The sequence below is a fragment of the Pedobacter polysacchareus genome, assembly GCF_019802255.1.
GTDB lineage: Bacteria > Bacteroidota > Bacteroidia > Sphingobacteriales > Sphingobacteriaceae > Pedobacter > Pedobacter polysacchareus.
This window is the reverse complement of the sequence record NZ_JAHYSS010000003.1, coordinates 214692-233601: the sequence shown is the minus strand read 5'-3', so window position 1 is coordinate 233601 and position 18910 is coordinate 214692. Positions and strand designations below refer to the sequence as shown.

The following is an 18910-nucleotide window of genomic DNA, read 5'->3' as shown; positions in this document are numbered from 1 at the left end:
CGGGAGCCGGTGTATTTGTCAACCAAGAAAAATTTCTACAGGATTAAGCCGGGCAGCAACACATTCGGCGCGTTGCAGGAGCGGATAAAATGAAGCAGGCGAAGGATTCAGCCTGATGAAAAAATTGAAGTAGAATTTGATACATAACCGTGTCTTTACTTGAACATATAAAAGTTTCGACTGCAAATATAACTAAAAACACTACTAAATCCCTAGACTTTAAATGGATTATATCAAATGTTTGTCATAAAAAATGAAAATAGGGGTTGTATGTAGTTTTAGAGCAGTTTTTATCCTTTAAAATTTGACTAGGGTTTTAATTGTAGCCTTAAATGGTTTGGTAGCTGGCCTGTAGATGTGGGGTGGTCTTGTTTTTATGATTTAGTTTTTGTTTTGATCCTGTATTGTTCAGGTAACAACAGCGCAATGCAAGAACAACGGAAGAGCAAGACAATAGCAAAACAATAGCAAAACAGATAGGACGCTGGATGCGGTTTTTATTATGGTCGGTTCAGCTTGAAATCAATATAAAAACACCCCAAAAATTGAGTTATTTTTGGGGTGTTGCCAGGGAAATTCAGGAAGGGTTAGTTCCAGCCCCCGCCTAATGCGCGGTATAGATTCACAACTGCATGTAATTTCTGACTCTGGTCATTAATTGCTTTGAGCTCCGCAGTCAGCAGGTTTTGCTCTGCAGCAAGTACATCGGTGTAATTGGTGTTTTTACTGTTGTTCATCAGCTCTTTATTAAATTCAACTGCGAGCGTAAGTGCTTTCAATTGCTTGCTGCGTTTTTCTTCTTTTTGTGCAGCCGCCTGATAGGCTGAAAGCGCATCAGAAACCTCTTGACTGGCTTTTAATAAAGAAAGTTCGAATACATGCAGTGCTTCTTGTTGTTGAGATAAGGCAATGGCTAAACCTGCTTTATTCTGTCCTTTATTAAAAATAGGCTGTATAATACCGCCAGCAATGTTGCCAAATAAACTGCCATTGCTGAACCAATCTTTAAGGCTGAAGCTGGAGAAACCACCCATAGCCGTGATGTTCAGTCCTGGGTAGAATTGTGTGCTGGCAATATTAGTGTTTTCAAATGCTGCCCGGAACATATATTCTGCCTGTTGTACATCGGGGCGATGGGCGAGTAGTTGGGCCGGAATTCCGGGTTTTAAATCGTAAATAAGCTGTTGCTGTGCCAGGGAATTCCTTTGAATGGGACCTGGATTCCTCGCTAACAATACGGCTAGTACATTTTCTTTTTCCCTGATCTGTTGCTCCAGATCTGGAATAGATAATTCAGCTTCGTAATAATTTGCTTCACTTTGAACCACAGCCACTCCATTTAAGATGGAGTTTTCAAACAGTAGTTTAATGGTTGCTGCATCCTGACCTCTGTTAATGGCTGTTTTTCGAGTAACAACCAATTGTTCATCCAAGGCTAGCAGATCATAGTAATGGTTGGCAATATCAGCAATGAGCTGGGTCTGAACTGCTCTTTTTGCTGCATCACTGGCCAATAACTCCGCCATTGCGGCGCGTTTTGCACTTCCCAATTTGCCCCAGATATCTAACTCCCAATTGCTGCTGATCCCAAAATCGTACTGCGTGTTGCTGCTGAAAATACCGAATCCCTGTGGATCAGCTAATTTACTTTGTTTAAGTCCAACGTTACCCTTTAAATCAGGCAGGTAGGCCGTTTTACTTTTTCTAAATAGGGCTTTCGACTGATTGATGCGTTGTACCGCAATCTTTAAATCGAGGTTTGCTGTTAATCCTGCTCGAATCAGTTCCTGCAGCACAGGGTCTGTAAAAAGGCTGGGCCATTTCATACCCGCCATACTCAAGGTATCCGCTGTTTCCGAACTGCGGTAAGCTGAAGGAACAGGTGTAGTGGGCTGCTGATATGTTTTGGTGACTTTACAAGACGTAATGCCCAGTGCTGCCAATAAGAGCAGCACTGAGATTTTATAAGTGAATGTTTTCATAAATGTTCAATTAATTGATTTCTGGAATGTTACGCGGCAGATGATTTGGAATGGGAGCGCCTGATATTTTCTCCTGCAGTGATTGGAAAATCACAAAAAGTACAGGGATCACAAAAACGCCGAATAAGGTTCCAATCAGCATGCCACCAACAGCGGCAGTTCCAATAGATTTATTGCTCAGAGCACCGGTACCAGTGGCCAGCATCAAAGGAACTAAGCCAAAAATGAAAGCAAATGATGTCATCAGGATCGGCCTTAGTCGGGCTTTTGCGCCTAAGAGTGCGGATTGAACAATACTTCTGCCGCTTAGTCTGTGCATCAATGCGAATTCTACAATCAGGATTGCATTTTTAGCCAGCAGACCAATCAACATGATCAGACTGATTTGAAGGAAAATGTTGTTGTCGATTCCAAACAGGTTGGCGAAGATAAAAGCACCTGCTAAACCTATTGGTAATGATAATAACACGGAGAAGGGCAGGATATAGCTTTTATACTGTGCGCTTAACAGGAAATAGATAAACAGCAGGCAAAGGGCGAAAATCATTACCGTTTGGCTGCCGCTGGAAAGCTCTTCCCTGGTCAATCCTGAAAATTCGTAGGTGTAGCCACGGCTCAATGTTTGGGCCGCAACTTCCTCAATTGCCTTAATGGCGTCTCCAGAACTGTATCCTTTGTTTGGAACACCCGTCACCATAGTTGAAGTAAAGAGATTGAAACGGTTGATAAACTCAGGGCCATACGTTTTTTTTAAGGTCACAAATTCCGAAATTGGAGCCATCAGTCCTTTTTCAGTTTTAACGAACACCTTATTGAGGTCTGCTTCTTTCTCTCTGAAATCCGGGTGACTTTGTATCATTACGCGGTATTGCTTGCCAAATTTATTGAAATCAGAAGCATAGACACCGCCAAAATATCCTTGAAGCGTATTTAGAACGGTGTTTACGGATACCCCTGCATCTTTACATCGGGCTACATTTACATTGACTTCCAATTCTGGGAAGCCATTGTTGAATGGGCTGGTGGCATACATAATTTCCGGACGTTGATTGATGCCGGCCATGAATTTCCCAATAGACTTGCCAAAAGCTTCGTAATTTCCACCAGTTTTGTCTTGTAGTTGTACTTCAAAGCCGTTGCTATTTCCGAAGCCCTGCAAGGTTGGTGCGGCAAAAAAGATAATCTTAGCGCCCTTAATATGTGCGGTTTTCGCAAACAGCTGATTGACAACGCTGCCAACATCCTGATTTGGCCCTTTACGTTCGCTCCATGGTTTTAAACGGATAAACAATGCACCATAAGAACCGCCAAAACCATTGATCAGGTCCATTCCTGCAAGTCTGGAGGACAGTTCAACTTCAGGAATACTCCTAACAATACTGTCCACCAAATTGGTGATTTCTTCTGTGCGTTCCAATGTTGCGGCCGGTGGTAAAATGACGTCTCCATAAAGTGCGCCACCATCTTCATTAGGAACGAAACCGGTAGGTGTAGTTTTCAAAAGCATATAAAATACCAATCCAAAAACCGAGATACTCATAATGGAAAGCCATTTTCTACGTAAGAGGAACCTTACTGCCCGTAAATATTTACTGGTCAGGGATTCAAATGAAGCATTGAATCCTGCATAAAAACGGGTCATAAAACCTTGTTTTGGCTGCTCTTTGTGGGATTGATGAGGTTTTAAGAGCAGTGCACATAGTGCCGGACTTAAAGTCAGCGCATTTACGGCAGAAATCACGATGGCTACTGCTAAGGTTAATCCAAATTGTTTGTAAAATACCCCAGCAGAGCCGGTGATAAAAGTAACAGGAACAAACACTGCTGACATGATCAGAGTAATGGAAACAATTGCACCACTAATCTCAGACATCGCATGGATGGTTGCCTTTTTAGCAGATTTTGCTCCCTGGTCTAGCTTTGCATGTACGGCTTCGACCACTACAATGGCATCATCCACCACGATTCCTATGGCCAGTACCAAGGCAAAAAGGGTCAGTAAATTAATGGTAAAGCCGAAGAGTTTTAGAAAGAAGAAGGTACCAATGATGGCGACGGGTACGGCAATTGCGGGGATTAAGGTAGACCTGAAATCCTGCAGGAAAATAAATACCACTATGAATACCAGGATAAATGCTTCTATAATGGTATAGATTACCTTTTCAATAGAAGCGTCCAGAAATTCATTGGCATTTAGGAAGGTTTGGTATTCTACTCCCGGTGGGAAATCTTTGGAGGCTTCTTTCAAAATATTTTCACAGGCAATGATCAATTCTCTGGCATTGGAACCAGATGACTGGCTAACATCACCGCCGGAAGAAACTTTTCCCTGGGTCACTAGACTGGTTGTATAGTCCAATGCGCCAAATTCTACGCTGGCAATATCTTTTAAGCGAACCAGGCCACCTTGTCCAGCACTGCGGAGCACGATATTTTCAAATTCCGATGCCTCTTCCAATCTGCCGGTATATTTTAAAGCATACTGAATTGACTGCTTGCTGTTTTCCCCAATTTTACCAGGTGCTGCTTCTATATTTTGTTCTTTTAGGGCAGCGATCACATCATCAGGTACCAGGTGGTAACTGGCCATGGCATCTGGTTTTAGCCAGATCCTCATCGAGTATTCCTGATTTCCATAGATACTTGCTTCACCGACACCTTCCACACGTTTCATTTGTGGCATGATGTTAATCCTCAGGTAATTGTCCAGGAATTTCTGGTCATAAGCCCCATCTTTACTGAATAGTAGAAAGCTAAAAGCAGTGCTGCTCAGTTTTTTACTGGTAGTAATTCCCGCTTTAATCACCTCATTGGGCAACAGGCTTGTGGCTTTAGTGACCCGGTTTTGCACGTTTACTGCTGCCTGATCCGGGTCTGTTCCTTGTTTAAAATAAATGGTAATGGTGGCACTTCCGTTGTTACTTGCTTTAGAAGTCATGTAGGTCATGTTTTCTACCCCATTAATTTGTTCTTCCAATGGTACAATTACACTTTTCATGACCACATCTGCATTGGCACCCTGGTAAGCTGCAGACACTGCAACTGTAGGTGGGGCAATTTCAGGATATTGCGATATTGGGAGGGAGAATAGGCCTAAAAGACCAAGTATGACAATAATAATCGATATGACCGTAGACAATACCGGGTTTTCTATAAATTTTCTTAACATCTCTTTTATTATTTTGCAGCCAGAGTAGACACTTTTGCAGGTTTTGCTGACACTTTGATTTTCATACCATCTTTTAAATTGTCCAGTCCTTCGGTAACGATTTGATCGCCGGATTTTAAGCCCTTGCTTACGATATAATCTTTTGCTGTTCCGGTATTCATTACCTCAATTGCGGTATGGTGAACGGTAGCTTCAGGGTCGACGGTAAAAACAAAATATTTGCCCTGTAATTCGAAAGTAGCGGTTTTGGGTACCATAATGGCTGCGTTAAGCAGTGTTGGAATGCGCAATACTGCTGTCGCGCCGCTCCATAGTTTTCCTTCGGGGTTTGGGAAAATTGCTTTAAAGTTTGCGGCACCAGTACTGGCGTTCAATACCCCACTTAGTGTTTCAATTTTTCCTGCTGTTGGATATTCCGTTCCATCTGCGAGGATTAAAGAAACCTGGGGCATGTTTTTAAATTTATCATTTGCCTGTTTGCCATCATATTTATTTAAGAAAGCAGCGAGTTGCTGCTGACTTAAAGAGAAAAAGGCGTAGATTTTTGCGGTATTGGCGATACTGGTTAGTGGTGTTTCAGCGCTGCTGCTCACCAAACTTCCTATTTTATGAGGCAAGCTACCTACTACACCATTTATTGGACTTACGATATGCGTAAATGCCAGGTTAGATCTGGCGGCAGATAGACTGGCTTTTGCCTGTAATAGTGATGCTTTTTTAACGCGTACTACATTTTTAGCGGCAGTGAGCTCGAAATCGTTCACAATTTTTTTATCTACCAGCGCTTTTGTTCTTTCTGCCTGGATGCTGGCTGTTTCTAAATCTGCTTCGGCAGCAAGCACCGCAGCCTGTTTGCTGTTCATTTCTTGCTGGAAACTGTTGGCATCAATTTTAAATAAGGCTTGTCCCTTTGTTACGCTGGTACCCTCAGTTACATATACTTTTTCGATGTAGCCATCTACTTTCGATCTGATTTCTACCGTTTCTTCGCCCTGAAGGATGGCTGGGTATTCTACTGCTACTTCAGTTTTGCTGGGTTCAATCAACAGGCTTGGGTATTCCGGAAGTACTGTTTGCTGCGCTGGCTGCTGAGGTGCGGCGCAAGCACTGAAAATTGCGATTAATAATAGAGGGTAAGCGAGCAGTTTTGTTTCTTTAATGTTCATTGGATGACGTTGTTGTTGGTAAATAATTTGCTATTGTTCTTAAAAATTTGGGCATAGGGATACCTGCTCAATGAAATCTATAAAGATTACTGAGTGAAAGGTGAGGCGGTTCTGATCGCCGTAAGCAGGAAAAGCTTAGGTGTTACTTAAAGAGCACGTTCCAATAGGGAACGATGTAAACAGGCAGCAGGCCTGTTGCAGCAAAAGGAATAGTCATTGTATTTTTTTGTAACTTAATTTTCATAATCCTTGTGATCAATATTCAATAATTGTTAATCTCCCATTTCTTGACGTTATTAAAGCATAATTATCAGTTGATGGGCTTGATAAGTTCGACAAAGTTAGTACTTTTGTTAATATAACAAGCAAACACTTGTTTTATTAGATTATGAAGACAAACAGATTTTTAATGTTGCTAAAAACCAGGGGGGCACTCACTGCTGCTTCGATAGCGAAGGAGCTGGGGATCACGAATGAAGGGGCGAGGTTACAATTATTGAAATTTACGGAAGAGGGATTGGTGAATTCATTTAATGAATCGACAGGAGTAGGGAGGCCTAAGCAGTTTTTTAAACTGACAGCTGAGGGCAATGCCCAATTTCCAGACACCCATTCTGAATTAACGGTAAAGCTCATTGCGGGAATGCGTGATGTATTGGGGGAGGCTGCATTACAAAAAGTAATTGATGTTACTGAACAAGCGGGAAAAGAACGTTATTTCCAGGAATTATCACCGCTTAGGGATTTAGAGGATCGCATTGCAAAACTGGCAGAGATCAGGACCCGGGAGGGATACATGGCGGAATATACGAAAGATGAATCTGGGTATTTGCTGGTGGAGAACCATTGTCCGATTTGCGCTGCTGCAAAAACTTGTCAGGGGTTTTGTACAGCAGAGCTGAACATATTTAAATACGTTCTTGGAGAAAGTGTCAGTATTGATCGCATGGACCACATTGTGACTGGTGATCGGAGGTGTGCGTACCGGATTGCTAAAATACAGGATTAATTAACTGCGGATTAACTGCGGATCAGCAATTCGGTATCCAATACCTTATTTTCAAATTCCGTGACCGGATATTTGCTTTCAATCAGTTTGATCAGCATTTCTGTGGCCATACGGCCCATTTCGTAAGCGGGCTGTCTGACTGAGCTTAGGGGAGATTTGAATAAATCCAATACATCGGAATTGCTAAACCCAGAGACTGCAACTTCTTCAGGTACTGAGATGTTGAATTTCTTCAATACCGTTAAACAGCCAATACTTAGCCGGTCGCCGGCCACAAAGATTGCATCTGGCTTATCTTCCAGGGACATGAGTTCCTGAATGGCCTGTTCGGTTTCTTCCTGGAACATTCCTCCATGCGGGCAATATTTGATATATTCCTGCTGAACGGGAATTCCATATTTATTTAAAGCGGCAGTATAGCCTGCCAATCTTTCGATACTGATTGAAAGGTGGTCTGAGCTGGTCAGGTGGGCAATTTTTCTGCGTCCGGATTCCAAGAGCTGGATCGTAGCATCATAAGCACCCTGTTCATTATTGGCACTGATTTTATGTGTTTCAATATCTTTAGCTACCCTGTCGAAAAAGACCATCGGTAATCCGCGTTCGTGTAAACGCGCCAGATGACTGGTATCACTTGTCTCCGCAGATAAGGAGACCAATAATCCATCTACCCCTCTGGAAGCCAAATGCTGAATGTTTATTTTTTCTCTTTCGTAAGATTCATGTGTTTGCGTGATGATGACATGATACCCTCTATCATAAGCAATAGATTCAATTCCGCCAATGGCCTGGGAGAAATAATGGTTGGCTACTTCACTCACCAATACCCCAATAGATTTGGTCCGCCTTTCTTTTAAGCTTAAAGCAATGGGATTTGGTCGGTAGTTGATTTTTTCTGCGTATTCCAAAACTACTTTTTTTGTTTCCGCACTGATTTCGTGGGTGTCTCTTAAAGCCCTTGAAACGGTGGAAGTAGATAGGCCCAAGGCCTTTGCTATATCTTTTAAAGTAGTTGGTTCGAACATGAAAAAAGGAGGAAGAAGTTAAAATTTGGTCTATACAGGGCAATATAACAATTATCCTCCTAATTAAAAGCATCCGATTTCCAGGTCGGCAACGTTGTCGGGAACGATTGCGCAAATTTATCTGGCGCTACCATTACTTTATTAATAAAAACAATGTAGAATTGTTAATGGAAGGTTGAGCAGCCTTTCTACTAACCAAAATAAACTAAACCACCCCATATCCTAAATCTGGGGATTCTTAACCGAACGAGTATGAAAAAATTTTTACTACTGTTTGTATTGTTGGCTATCGTAATTTTCGAGGCGGATGCCCAGAAAATTCGCCAGGTAACTGGAAAAGTCACTGATAAAGCAAACAAGGAATCTATTCCTGGAGTGAGCATTTCGATCAAAGGTACTGCCATTGTGGTGAGTACAGATGATAAAGGCCAGTTCAAGATTTCTGTTCCTGACCAGGGGGAGACGATATTAATGGCCAGGTATATTGGTTATGTTCCACAGGAAATAGCCGTAGGCAATCAATCAAAAGTCAATTTCATTTTACAGGAAGATGTCTCTCAGCTGAATGAGGTGATGATCAATATTGGATATGGTACTGTAAAGAAAGAAATGCTGACCGGTTCGGTATCGGTATTGTCTAGTAAGGATGTGGCTGATTTTCCGGTAGGTACTTTAGCACAGGCATTGGCAGGCAAAATGGCCGGCTTATCAGTAACCACACCGGAGGGTAATCCGGGTGCCGATATTCAGGTAAAAGTGCGTGGTGGGAGTTCATTAACTGGTGATAACGCACCTTTATATATAGTAGATGGAATTCCTGTAGAGAATGCGCTGTCTATTTTATCCCCTGGGGAGATTGAATCGATCAATTTATTGAAAGATGTCGCTTCAACAGCAATTTATGGTTCCAGAGGTTCAAATGGAGTAATGATCATTACCACTAAAATTGGAAAACCGGGTAAAACCATGGTTTCTTTTGATGTATTTGGCGGTGCTCGTCAGATCGTCAACAAACTGGAGGTAATGGATCCTTACGATTTTGTAAAGTATCAGTATGAATTGTACAATAACAATACTTCTCAGCAAGTAAAAGATGATTTTACAAAAGCTTATGGAACTTATGAAGATTTAGATATTTATAAGAACATTGAGAAAGTAGATTGGCAGGATAAAGTCTTTGGTCGCCAGGCATGGTCAAGTACCCAGGTTCTGAATATCTCTGGAGGAACCGATAAAACGACCTTTAATTTTTCATTAAACAATACCAAAGAAGAAGGCATTATGCTGGAGTCTGGTTATAGAAGAACCTTTGCTTCTTTTCGTTTTGACCATAAGATCTCCGATAAATTACGTTTTGGTTTGAATGCAAGATATAGTCGCCAGCGTGTAGATGGGATTGGTACCAGCAGTACGCAATCTCAGAGTGCCAATCGTTTACGGAATGCGGTGCGTTACCTTCCTTATCTGGGTGGTGGTGATTCAGGTGATTTATTTGATGCAGATTTCCTGGCTACACAGTTGACCAATCCCATCAGTTTAGCACACAATGAACTAAAAGCCGATTACCGTAATGATTTAATCAGCAGTGCGTATGTGAGCTTTCAGATTTTAAAGAATCTAAGTTTAAAAAGTACGTTAGGGATGAACTTTAACGATCGTAATGTAGATATATTTAACGGTCTGCTGACTGGTGTGGCGAGAAACAACGCGAATATGCCGGCCATTCAGTTGGACAATTCCAATACCACTTCCTTTATCAATACCAATACTTTAACCTACAGACCGGATTTAGGAAAAAACCATAGTCTGGAGCTTTTGGCCGGACAGGAGCTGCGCAGAGATGATGTGAATTCCAATAGCATGACGATTAAATGGTTCCCGGCAAACATCAGCCCAGAGGAAGCTTTTGCCAATATTCAAAAGACAGACTTGCCAAATGGTGCGGTGCAGGATAAACCAACTTCTGCTGTAGCAGGGACTAGAAACCTTTCTGTTTTTGCACGTGCAGCTTATGCTTATAAAGGAAAATACCTGGCCACTTTCAACTTTAGAAGAGATGGTATTTCCGTATTTGCGCCAGAAAACCGTTACGGTAATTTTCCTTCTGCCCAAATTGCCTGGCGTACCTCCGAAGAAGAGTTTTTTAAACAAGCCAATATAAAATGGTTTAACAGTTTAAAACTTCGAGTGAGTTATGGTGCTGCAGGAAATAGCAGGATTGGACAGGATTTATTCAGAACAGTATTCCTGGCAAGTTCTACCGCAGGAGGCTATGCTGTAAATGATGCGTCCGTAAGTACAGGATTAATTTCGAACAAACTGGCCAACCCAAAAATTAAATGGGAAACCAACATGTCTGCGAATTTCGGTATGGATATGGAGTTTTTCGACAGCCGTTTAACAGCAACTGTTGATCTATATCAAAACAGGACGAAAAACCTATTGTTGGATGCGAATATTTCCACTATCTCCGGGTATCCTACACAACAACAAAATGTAGGGAAAACCCAAAATAGAGGATTGGAGCTGCAATTGGGTTTATTAGCGGTGAAAAGCAGGAATTTTACTTATAATACCAGTTTCAATATCTCCTTCAACCAGAATAAAATTCTTGAATTGCAAAATGGTGTGAATGCTTACCTGACACAATCAGGATGGGTAAATAGCCTTGCTGATGTGAAAGTAGAAGTAGGAAAACCGGTTGGACAATTCTATGGCTACATTTCTGATGGCAGATACACTGTCAATGACTTCAACTATGTACAGAATACCAATACCGGAGCCTATACCTATACATTGAAATCTGATGTACCTAATAGCAGGTCTTTAATCGGAAACAGAGAGCCACAGCCTGGAGACATGAAAGTGAGAAAGCTTTCTTCTTCGGAAAGCATGGTAATTACTGAAGACGACCGTACCGTATTAGGGAATGCACAGCCAAAGTTTATTGGTGGCTTCAACAACCAGTTTACCTATAAGAATTTTGACATGTCAGTATTCCTTAATTTTTCTGTTGGAAACAAGGTATACAATGCGAATACTTTAGAGTTTACTTCTCAGTTTAATGTGAAAGACAACAATCTGTTGAATATCATGACTGATCGCTGGCAGAACTTTGATGCTAAGGGGATTAAAGTAACAGATCCTGCGATGCTCAGTGCAATGAACGAAAATACAACTTACTGGACACCAACTCCAGGAAACTATGCACTAACTTCTTTTGCGGTAGAGGACGGTTCTTTCCTGCGCATTACCAATGTCACTTTGGGTTATACACTTCCACAAAGCCTATTGAAACGCAGCGGATTTATTTCCAAACTTCGCGTATATGGTACTGTAAATAATCTATTGACGATTACAGGTTATTCAGGATATGATCCGGAAGCGAATACCCGAAGGAACAATCCATTGACACCAGGAATCGATTATGCCGCTTATCCACGCAGCAGATACATTCTTGCCGGACTTAATCTTGTTTTTTAATCTACTCAGAATTAAAGAAATGAAAACGAAAATATTATCAGCGGCCGTTATGGCTTTTGCGATTGGTACTTTAAGCGTACTTCCTTCCTGTAAAAAAGCGTTGGAATTTGAATCTCCTTCTACTTCTTCGCCTACTACGGTTTTTGAAAGTACGGTATATACAAACAATGCCTTGATTGGCGTGTACAATAGGTTGGTGGGCGATAACGGCTATGGCAATAGATTGGCAACGATTTTAAACCTGAGTGCAGATGACTTCAAAACCTCCGGCAGTTACAGTTCTTCTGATCGCAGAGGGGTGAGCATGTACGGTGCCAGTGCAGACAATACAGAGCTTGCGAACCCTTTTGCACAATTGTATTCAGGTGTAGAGCGTGCCAATATTTGCATTAAATATATTCCTTTATCCAATATATATCAAAATGGCAGCACTAGCCAGAAAGAAGAAATGGGCAGATATTATGGAGAAGCATTGGCTTTAAGGGCTTTGTTTTACCATGAACTGATCCGCAATTGGGGTGATGTTCCGGGGACCTTTGTACCAGCTTCTGACGCACCAACTTTAAACTTTAGCAACAGTAACCGCGACGAAACTTACGATCAGCTCCTGAAAGACCTGGAACTGGCTGCTACGCTGGTGCCCTGGCGGTCTTTAACGAGCAATGATGGCAGCTTCCGTTTTACGAAAGGCGCTGTTAAAGGACTAAGAGCGCGTATTGCATTGGCTAGAGGTGGGTATTCCTTACGTACGGACAGTCGTAAAATGGAACGTAGGGCAGATTATTTAACCTATTATAAGATTGCTGCTACAGAGTGTGCAGAGGTGATTGCAGCGGCAGGTGTACATAATTTAAATCCAAACTATGAGGATGTGTTTAAGACTTTGCATGGCCAGCGTTTAGATGATGCCCATGAATTGATGCTGGAAGTGGCTGCTTATGGCGCCAATGCTTCTACAGATAGTAAATTGGGTTATTATAATGGTTTAAGGTATTCTGCAAAATCTACTTTCGGACAAGGTGGAGGAGGGATGAATGCGATTGCTACTTACTTTTATGAATTTGATCCTTCAATGGATTGCCGCAGGGATGTAACCATTGGTGTATTTGAGATCAATGACAATTCTAAGAAAACACTGAATACTGCGAATACCCTGACTGATGGGAAGTTCAGAAAGGCATGGACTGCATTTAACAATTCTTCTACCTCTCAGAATTTCGCAATCAACTGGCCAATTTTACGCTTTTCTGATGTGCTGCTGATGTTTGCAGAAGCGGAGAATGAAGTGAATGGTGGACCTACTGCAGCTGCACAAACAGCATTAGAAAGAGTACGCAGACGCGCTTATAAAGGTTTTGAAAATCTGATTCCAGCGACTCCGCAGGATAAACAAGCCTTTTTTGAGGCGATTGTAAAAGAACGATTGCTGGAATTTGGTGGAGAAGGGATTCGTAAATACGACTTGATCCGCTGGAACCTGATGGAGACTAAATTTAAAGAAACACGCGATAAATTGAGGGCTTTTATGCTGGGGCAGGGACCTTATGAAAATGTACCGCTATACATTTATGTGAAAGAAAATGATTATCTGAGAACAAACAGCGTAGCCGAAGTGGCGAATCTCGACCTGTATGGTGGTACCCCAAATACCGTGTTTTATACCAAAGGATTGGGAACATCTGGAGCGCCTGCAGGTGGTTATGTAACTAAAGCGTGGCGTTTTGCGGTCAATGATGATCCTATTTCCGGCTCTATTTCGGGTACCGCAAATGGTTTCGTTACCTACTTTAAAGCGAATGAAAGGGAGTTGTTGCCTTATCCTAGGACGGTAATGATTGAAACTCCGAATCTGATTCAAAATAATGGTTATTAAGTCTATACAATCATGAAAAGAAATATAATCACCGCTTGTCATTGCCTGATGATGGCAAGTTTATTCTTCTGCATTTCTTCCTGTAAAAAGGACGAACAACCAACTGAAGCCCCAAGAATTTTCAAGGTTTCTGCAGTGAAAGTCGTAGTTTCAGAAAACTCCGCGAAGTTAACCTGGGTTGCACCTTTGTTTACAGGGAATAATCAATATAATTACACCGTAGATTTCTCTACAGATTCGCTGTTCTCTACGACGGACTTTAGCGCCAAAACAGATACTACTGGTTACACCGTGAAAGAGGGAGACCTTAAATTAAGGCTTAAATATTTTGCCCGTGTAAAAGCAAATGCGACTGCATCACAACCGGAATCTAAATACATTGTCACCAATGGTGGATTTAAGATTGTAGGCACGCAGTTGTTCCGTGACGACCTGACTGTAGCTAGAGAAAGCAGTGTTACCTTATATTTTTCGACGGTACCTGAAGGTTCAAAAATTGTGGTTACCCCTGAAACAGGGCCGGCAATTACGACTGCCTTGAGCTCAGCAGATATTGCCAACAAGAAAGTGACCATTTCCGGACTCAGCAACAGCACGAAATATACTGCAGAACTGTTTTCCGGAACAAAAAGCAATGGTTATACAACTTTTAGCACTACTGCAGTAATTGTATACACCGTTAAAGTGAGTCCTGGAGATAACCTGGCTGCCATTATTGCGAATGCCGGAGATAATGCAGTGATCGGTCTGGAAAATGGAACTTACGAATTACCGGCAGTCATCACGCTTAGCGGGAAAATGATCAATTTGAGGTCTGTAAATGACAATCCAGAATTGGTAAAAGTAAACTTTAAAGGATTTGCATTATTTGGTACCGGAGCAGGCTTGGCAGTTACTGGGATTAACTTTGACGGAACAGCCTATATCGCTACTTATTTCTGCGATCTGACCAGTGCCAATTCAAATGCGGCAGCGGCGGCTTTCAAAACTGTGAGGGCAACCAACTCCTGGATTCACGGCATCAGTACTGGTATTGTAAGGTGTGATCGTGGCAGTCTGTTCACGATGGAAGATCTTGCCTTTAATAATTGCCTGATTTATGAGATATCGGGTGCGAATTATTACCTTTTTCACATGGATAAGCTGGCCTATAAATCATTAACCATTACCAATAGTACCATCTTTAACAGTTCTCCAGGCTTGGTGAGTTGTAGAACGGTGATACCTGGAACACCTGCTGAAATCACTATTCGCAGCTGTACCATCAATAACATTGGCTTTAACAGCAATTATCTATTGATTAATGCAGCAGCAAATCCAGTGAACTTTACCTTTAGAAATTCGATTCTAGCCAATGGGCCGCGCTCAGGGGTGATATTGGGAGTGATCAATAGTACTGCGGGATCTTCATCTATCTCTTTTACCAATAACAATACCTTTAACCTGAAAACAGCGATAGGTGGAACGGCATTGCCTTTGCCAGGCGCATCTACGCAGGGACAAACAGTTGATCCGGGATGGAATGCAGCAACGGTTAAGTTTAATTTACCTGCAGGATCATTACTATGGACGAGCAGTACAAGTGGAGGGCCCTTGGGTGATCCAAGATGGACATTTTAAAATATAATGATGAAAAGATATAATTGGCCGGTTGTTTTTATTTGTTTGGCTTTAGGAATGGTATCTTTTATTCCTGCCAGTAAAAAATTGACCATATACCTGATTGGGGATTCCACGCTTGCTGTTAAGTCAGCAAGCGCCTTCCCTGAAACAGGATGGGGAATGCCTTTTGCGAACTTTTTCAGTAAAGAAGTTCTGGTTGATAACCGGGCGAAGAATGGTAGAAGTACCAAAACCTTTATTGCAGAGAACTTATGGGCACCGGTGGTTTCGGAGCTTCAAAAAGGTGATTATGTGATGATTCAATTTGGACATAATGATGAAGTTAAAACCAAGGCTAGTTATACATCCGAAGTGGATTTCGTAAAGAACTTATCGAAGTTTGTTCTGGAGAGCCGGGCAAAGGGAGCGATACCCATATTGATTACGCCAGTCGCCAGAAGAAGTTTTGATACAGATGGAAAAGTTAAAGAAACACATCAGGTGTATGCTGATCTGGTTAGGGAACTGGCAAAATCAGCGGCAGTTCCGCTGATTGACCTGGACTTAAAGAGTCAGGTGTTATTACAGCAGTATGGTCCTGAGCAGAGTAAATTACTGTTCAATCATTTGGAACCGGGAGAGCATCCGAATTATCCGGAGGGAAAAAAAGACGATACACATTTTAATGAGCTTGGTGCAAGGGAAATGGCTCAGCTGGTTTTAAAGGAAATGAGGGCATTGCATTTACCGGTATTAGCGTATCTGGTTAAATAAGCAAAAGTAAATTTTACTATACTTCAGTAAAAAGATGATTAAATAAGCTGAATTGGAGGGTTGGTTTGTATGAAGATGGGGTTTGGCGAAATGAAAAATGAAGCAAGAAATGATTCAAATCTCTCGATTTAGAAAATTTAAAATAGCTGCAGTTGGCCTTTTGTGGGTATGCAGTGCATTTATCCCTTTCCGAAAACCAATTAATGTTTGGATGATTGGGGATTCGACGATGTGCAACTACGAAAGTTCCAGAGCACCATTAACGGGTTGGGGGATGCCTTTTGCCGGTTTCTTTAGTACGGAGGTGCAATTTAACAATCGTGCGAAGGGTGGTCGAAGCACCAGGACGTTCCTTTCTGAAAAACGTTGGGAAAATCTGGCAGACAGCTTAAGCAAAGGGGATTATGTACTGATACAGTTTGGCCATAATGATGAGGCTAAAGAAGAAAAGTATAAAGACAGGTATACACCTGTGGCCGATTATAAAGTAAACCTTGGTCGGTTTATCAAAGAAAGCAGGGCGAAAAATACGATTCCTGTGCTGATTACACCAGTATCCAGAATGAGCTTTGATCAAAACGGACAGGCAAAAGAAACACATGCGGAATATACCGCTGCGGTATACGAAGTGGCAAGAATGTATGGGGTACCTTTAATTGATTTGGATAGAGACAGTAGGGCGCTCTATCAGAAAATGGGTCCAGAGGCTACTAAAAAGTTGTTTATGCAGCTTGAACCAGCTGCTCATCCAAATTATCCGGAAGGAAAAAAAGACAATACTCATTTTAATGAATTTGGCGCCAGAAAAATAGCGCAGCTTGTGCTCTCGGAAATGAAAAAGCAACAACTGGAGCTTTGTAATTACATTGTTAAACCAAAACCAGCAAAGAAATGAAGATGATATTATGGCTCGCGGTCTTTGGTGTTTTTAGTCTTGGACAGCTAAAAGCGGAAGATCGGCGACTTGTGGTTGCCCAGGATGGCAGCGGTGATTTTAAAACGGTCCAGGAAGCGATCAATGCCGTTCCAGATTTTAGAAAGGTGACTACTACCATTTTTATAAAAAATGGAAAATACAAAGAGAAGCTGAATCTTTCGGCTTCTAAGAAAATGGTGACACTGATTGGGGAAGATGTAGAGAAGACTATCCTCACTTACGATGATTACGCGCAAAAGAAAAACCGCTTTGGTGAGGAAATGGGCACCTCAGGATCTGCTGGATTTTACATCTATGGAGATGAATTTACTGCAAAGAACATCACTTTTGAAAATACAGCTGGGCCGGTAGGTCAGGCTGTAGCGCTATGGGTAGCTGGTGATAAAGCCAGCTTTTTGAATTGTAGAATGCTGGGTTTTCAGGATACTTTGTATACTTATGGTCAGGGCAGTAAACAATACTTTTACCGGTGTTTTATCAGTGGAACGGTAGATTTTATCTTCGGATCAGCCACTGCGGTATTTGAAGATTGCGAGCTCTTTTGTAAGTCGCCGGGATTTGTTACTGCTTCTTCTGCACCGGATTCAGTAAAACATGGCTACGTGTTTTTGAATTGTAAGCTGACCGGAACTGCGGCTGCACAATCTGTTTATTTAGGCAGACCATGGCGTCCGTATGCTAAGGTTGTTTTTCTGAATTGTGACCTTGGTGCAATGATTAACGCAGCAGGATGGAACAATTGGGGTAAAACAAGCAATGAGCAAACTGCTTTTTATGCGGAATACAAGAATACAGGGCGAGGAAGTTCCATTGCTAATAGAGTGAGTTGGTCTAGGCAGCTGAATGATCAGGAAGCTGCAGAGTATACATTAGAAAAGATATTTAAAGGATGGGTGCCAGCAAAAAATTAATCTTATTCCTTTTGTTTTGCGTTTGTTTTGAAACGAAAGCACAGGATCAGAAAAAGGTTCAAAAGGTCCCTAGATCTTTTACCGTAAGTAAAGATGGTACTGCTGATTTTCAAACGATTCAGGCAGCCATCAATGCGGTGCGCGATTTCTCTGATTCAGTAGTCACCATCCACATTAAAAAAGGAGTTTATCAAGAGAAGCTGATCGTGCCTTCCTGGAAAACGAAAGTCTTTCTTTTAGGAGAAGATTCTGCTAATACGGTGATCTCTAACGGTGATTATTCGGGCAAGGAAGGTTTTAATACTTATAATTCCTATACGTTATTGGTTCAGGGAAATGATTTCAGGGCTGAACGACTGACGATTGAAAATAGCGCAGGACCGGTTGGCCAAGCGGTTGCGTTGCATACGGAGGGCGACCGCGTGGTGGTTAAGAATTGCCGGATATTAGGGAATCAGGATACACTTTTCCCTGCTGTAGATACCAGCAGGCAATATTATCTGGACTGTTATATCGAAGGAACCACTGATTTTATTTTTGGTGCAGCAACCGTCGTTTTTGAACGTTGTCATATTCATAGTAAGAAAAACTCCTACATCACCGCTGCTTCAACCACAGCGGCACAACGCTACGGTTTTGTCTTTATTGACTGTAAACTAACGGCAGCTCCTGGTATAGAAAAAGTAAACCTTGGCAGGCCATGGCGTCCTTATGCAAATACGGTATTTATAAACACGGATATGGATTCCCATATTTTACCTACGGGTTGGCGTGCCTGGAATGAAAACGATAACCATAAGTCCAGCTATTATGCAGAATATGGTTCGAAAGGTCCGGGAGGAGTTGCTAAGGAAAGAATCGAATGGTCAAAGCAGTTGTCAAAGCAAGAAGCCAAAGCATATACATTAGTCAAGATATTTTCAGGAAATAGTTTATGGAAGCCGAAACAATAATTAAAAATCGCCCTTTATGGAGGAGT

The 18910-nt window shown here is 41.8% G+C and carries 12 protein-coding genes; 8 read left to right on the top strand and 4 right to left on the bottom strand.

Annotated elements, in window-relative coordinates; genetic code table 11:
• Positions 1 to 587: 587 nt before the first annotated feature.
• The 3 genes from K7X70_RS08720 to K7X70_RS08710 are packed head-to-tail and all read right to left on the bottom strand — an operon-like array spanning position 588 to position 6317.
• The gene (locus tag K7X70_RS08720) at positions 588 to 1982 is read right to left on the bottom strand and encodes an efflux transporter outer membrane subunit (RefSeq protein WP_222536691.1); all 1395 of its coding nucleotides are present in this window, start codon (positions 1980 to 1982) and stop codon (positions 588 to 590) included.
• A 10-nt stretch (positions 1983 to 1992) separates the two neighbouring features.
• The gene (locus K7X70_RS08715) at positions 1993 to 5151 is read right to left on the bottom strand and encodes an efflux RND transporter permease subunit (RefSeq protein WP_222536690.1); all 3159 of its coding nucleotides are present in this window, start codon (positions 5149 to 5151) and stop codon (positions 1993 to 1995) included.
• Between the two features lie 8 nt (positions 5152 to 5159).
• A complete protein-coding gene (locus tag K7X70_RS08710; protein WP_222536689.1) occupies positions 5160 to 6317 on the bottom strand; it encodes an efflux RND transporter periplasmic adaptor subunit in 1158 nt (385 codons plus the stop codon).
• A 388-nt stretch (positions 6318 to 6705) separates the two neighbouring features.
• Here K7X70_RS08710 and K7X70_RS08705 point away from each other — a divergent pair, with 388 nt between their 5' ends.
• On the top strand, positions 6706 to 7326 hold the full coding sequence (locus tag K7X70_RS08705) for a helix-turn-helix transcriptional regulator (RefSeq protein WP_222536688.1): 621 nt from the start codon (positions 6706 to 6708) through the stop codon (positions 7324 to 7326).
• Between the two features lie 11 nt (positions 7327 to 7337).
• On the opposite strand, the gene K7X70_RS08700 is transcribed toward K7X70_RS08705, so the two are convergent.
• Positions 7338 to 8351, bottom strand: a complete 1014-nt coding sequence (locus K7X70_RS08700) for a LacI family DNA-binding transcriptional regulator (RefSeq protein WP_222536687.1) — start codon at positions 8349 to 8351, stop codon at positions 7338 to 7340.
• Between the two features lie 252 nt (positions 8352 to 8603).
• Between K7X70_RS08700 and K7X70_RS08695 the strand changes: the two genes are divergently transcribed.
• The 7 genes from K7X70_RS08695 to K7X70_RS08665 all read left to right on the top strand — a co-directional run bounded on the left by K7X70_RS08695 (position 8604) and on the right by K7X70_RS08665 (position 18884).
• The gene (locus K7X70_RS08695) at positions 8604 to 11834 is read left to right on the top strand and encodes a SusC/RagA family TonB-linked outer membrane protein (RefSeq protein WP_222536686.1); all 3231 of its coding nucleotides are present in this window, start codon (positions 8604 to 8606) and stop codon (positions 11832 to 11834) included.
• Positions 11835 to 11853: 19 nt separating this feature from the next.
• A complete protein-coding gene (locus K7X70_RS08690) occupies positions 11854 to 13707 on the top strand; it encodes a RagB/SusD family nutrient uptake outer membrane protein (RefSeq protein ID WP_222536685.1) in 1854 nt (617 codons plus the stop codon).
• Between the two features lie 12 nt (positions 13708 to 13719).
• On the top strand, positions 13720 to 15327 hold the full coding sequence (locus K7X70_RS08685) for a DUF4957 domain-containing protein (RefSeq protein WP_222536684.1): 1608 nt from the start codon (positions 13720 to 13722) through the stop codon (positions 15325 to 15327).
• Between the two features lie 9 nt (positions 15328 to 15336).
• Entirely contained in the window at positions 15337 to 16083 is a 747-nt protein-coding gene (locus tag K7X70_RS08680; RefSeq protein WP_222536683.1) for a rhamnogalacturonan acetylesterase, read from the top strand.
• A gap of 109 nt (positions 16084 to 16192) precedes the next feature.
• Complete coding sequence (locus K7X70_RS08675) at positions 16193 to 16978, top strand: rhamnogalacturonan acetylesterase (protein ID WP_222536682.1); 786 nt, start codon at positions 16193 to 16195, stop codon at positions 16976 to 16978.
• The gene (locus tag K7X70_RS08670) at positions 16975 to 17931 is read left to right on the top strand and encodes a pectinesterase family protein (RefSeq protein WP_222536681.1); all 957 of its coding nucleotides are present in this window, start codon (positions 16975 to 16977) and stop codon (positions 17929 to 17931) included. The genes K7X70_RS08675 and K7X70_RS08670 overlap by 4 nt, the downstream gene beginning before the upstream one ends.
• A gap of 11 nt (positions 17932 to 17942) precedes the next feature.
• Positions 17943 to 18884, top strand: a complete 942-nt coding sequence (locus K7X70_RS08665) for a pectinesterase family protein (protein ID WP_255607018.1) — start codon at positions 17943 to 17945, stop codon at positions 18882 to 18884.
• Positions 18885 to 18910: the final 26 nt, after the last annotated feature.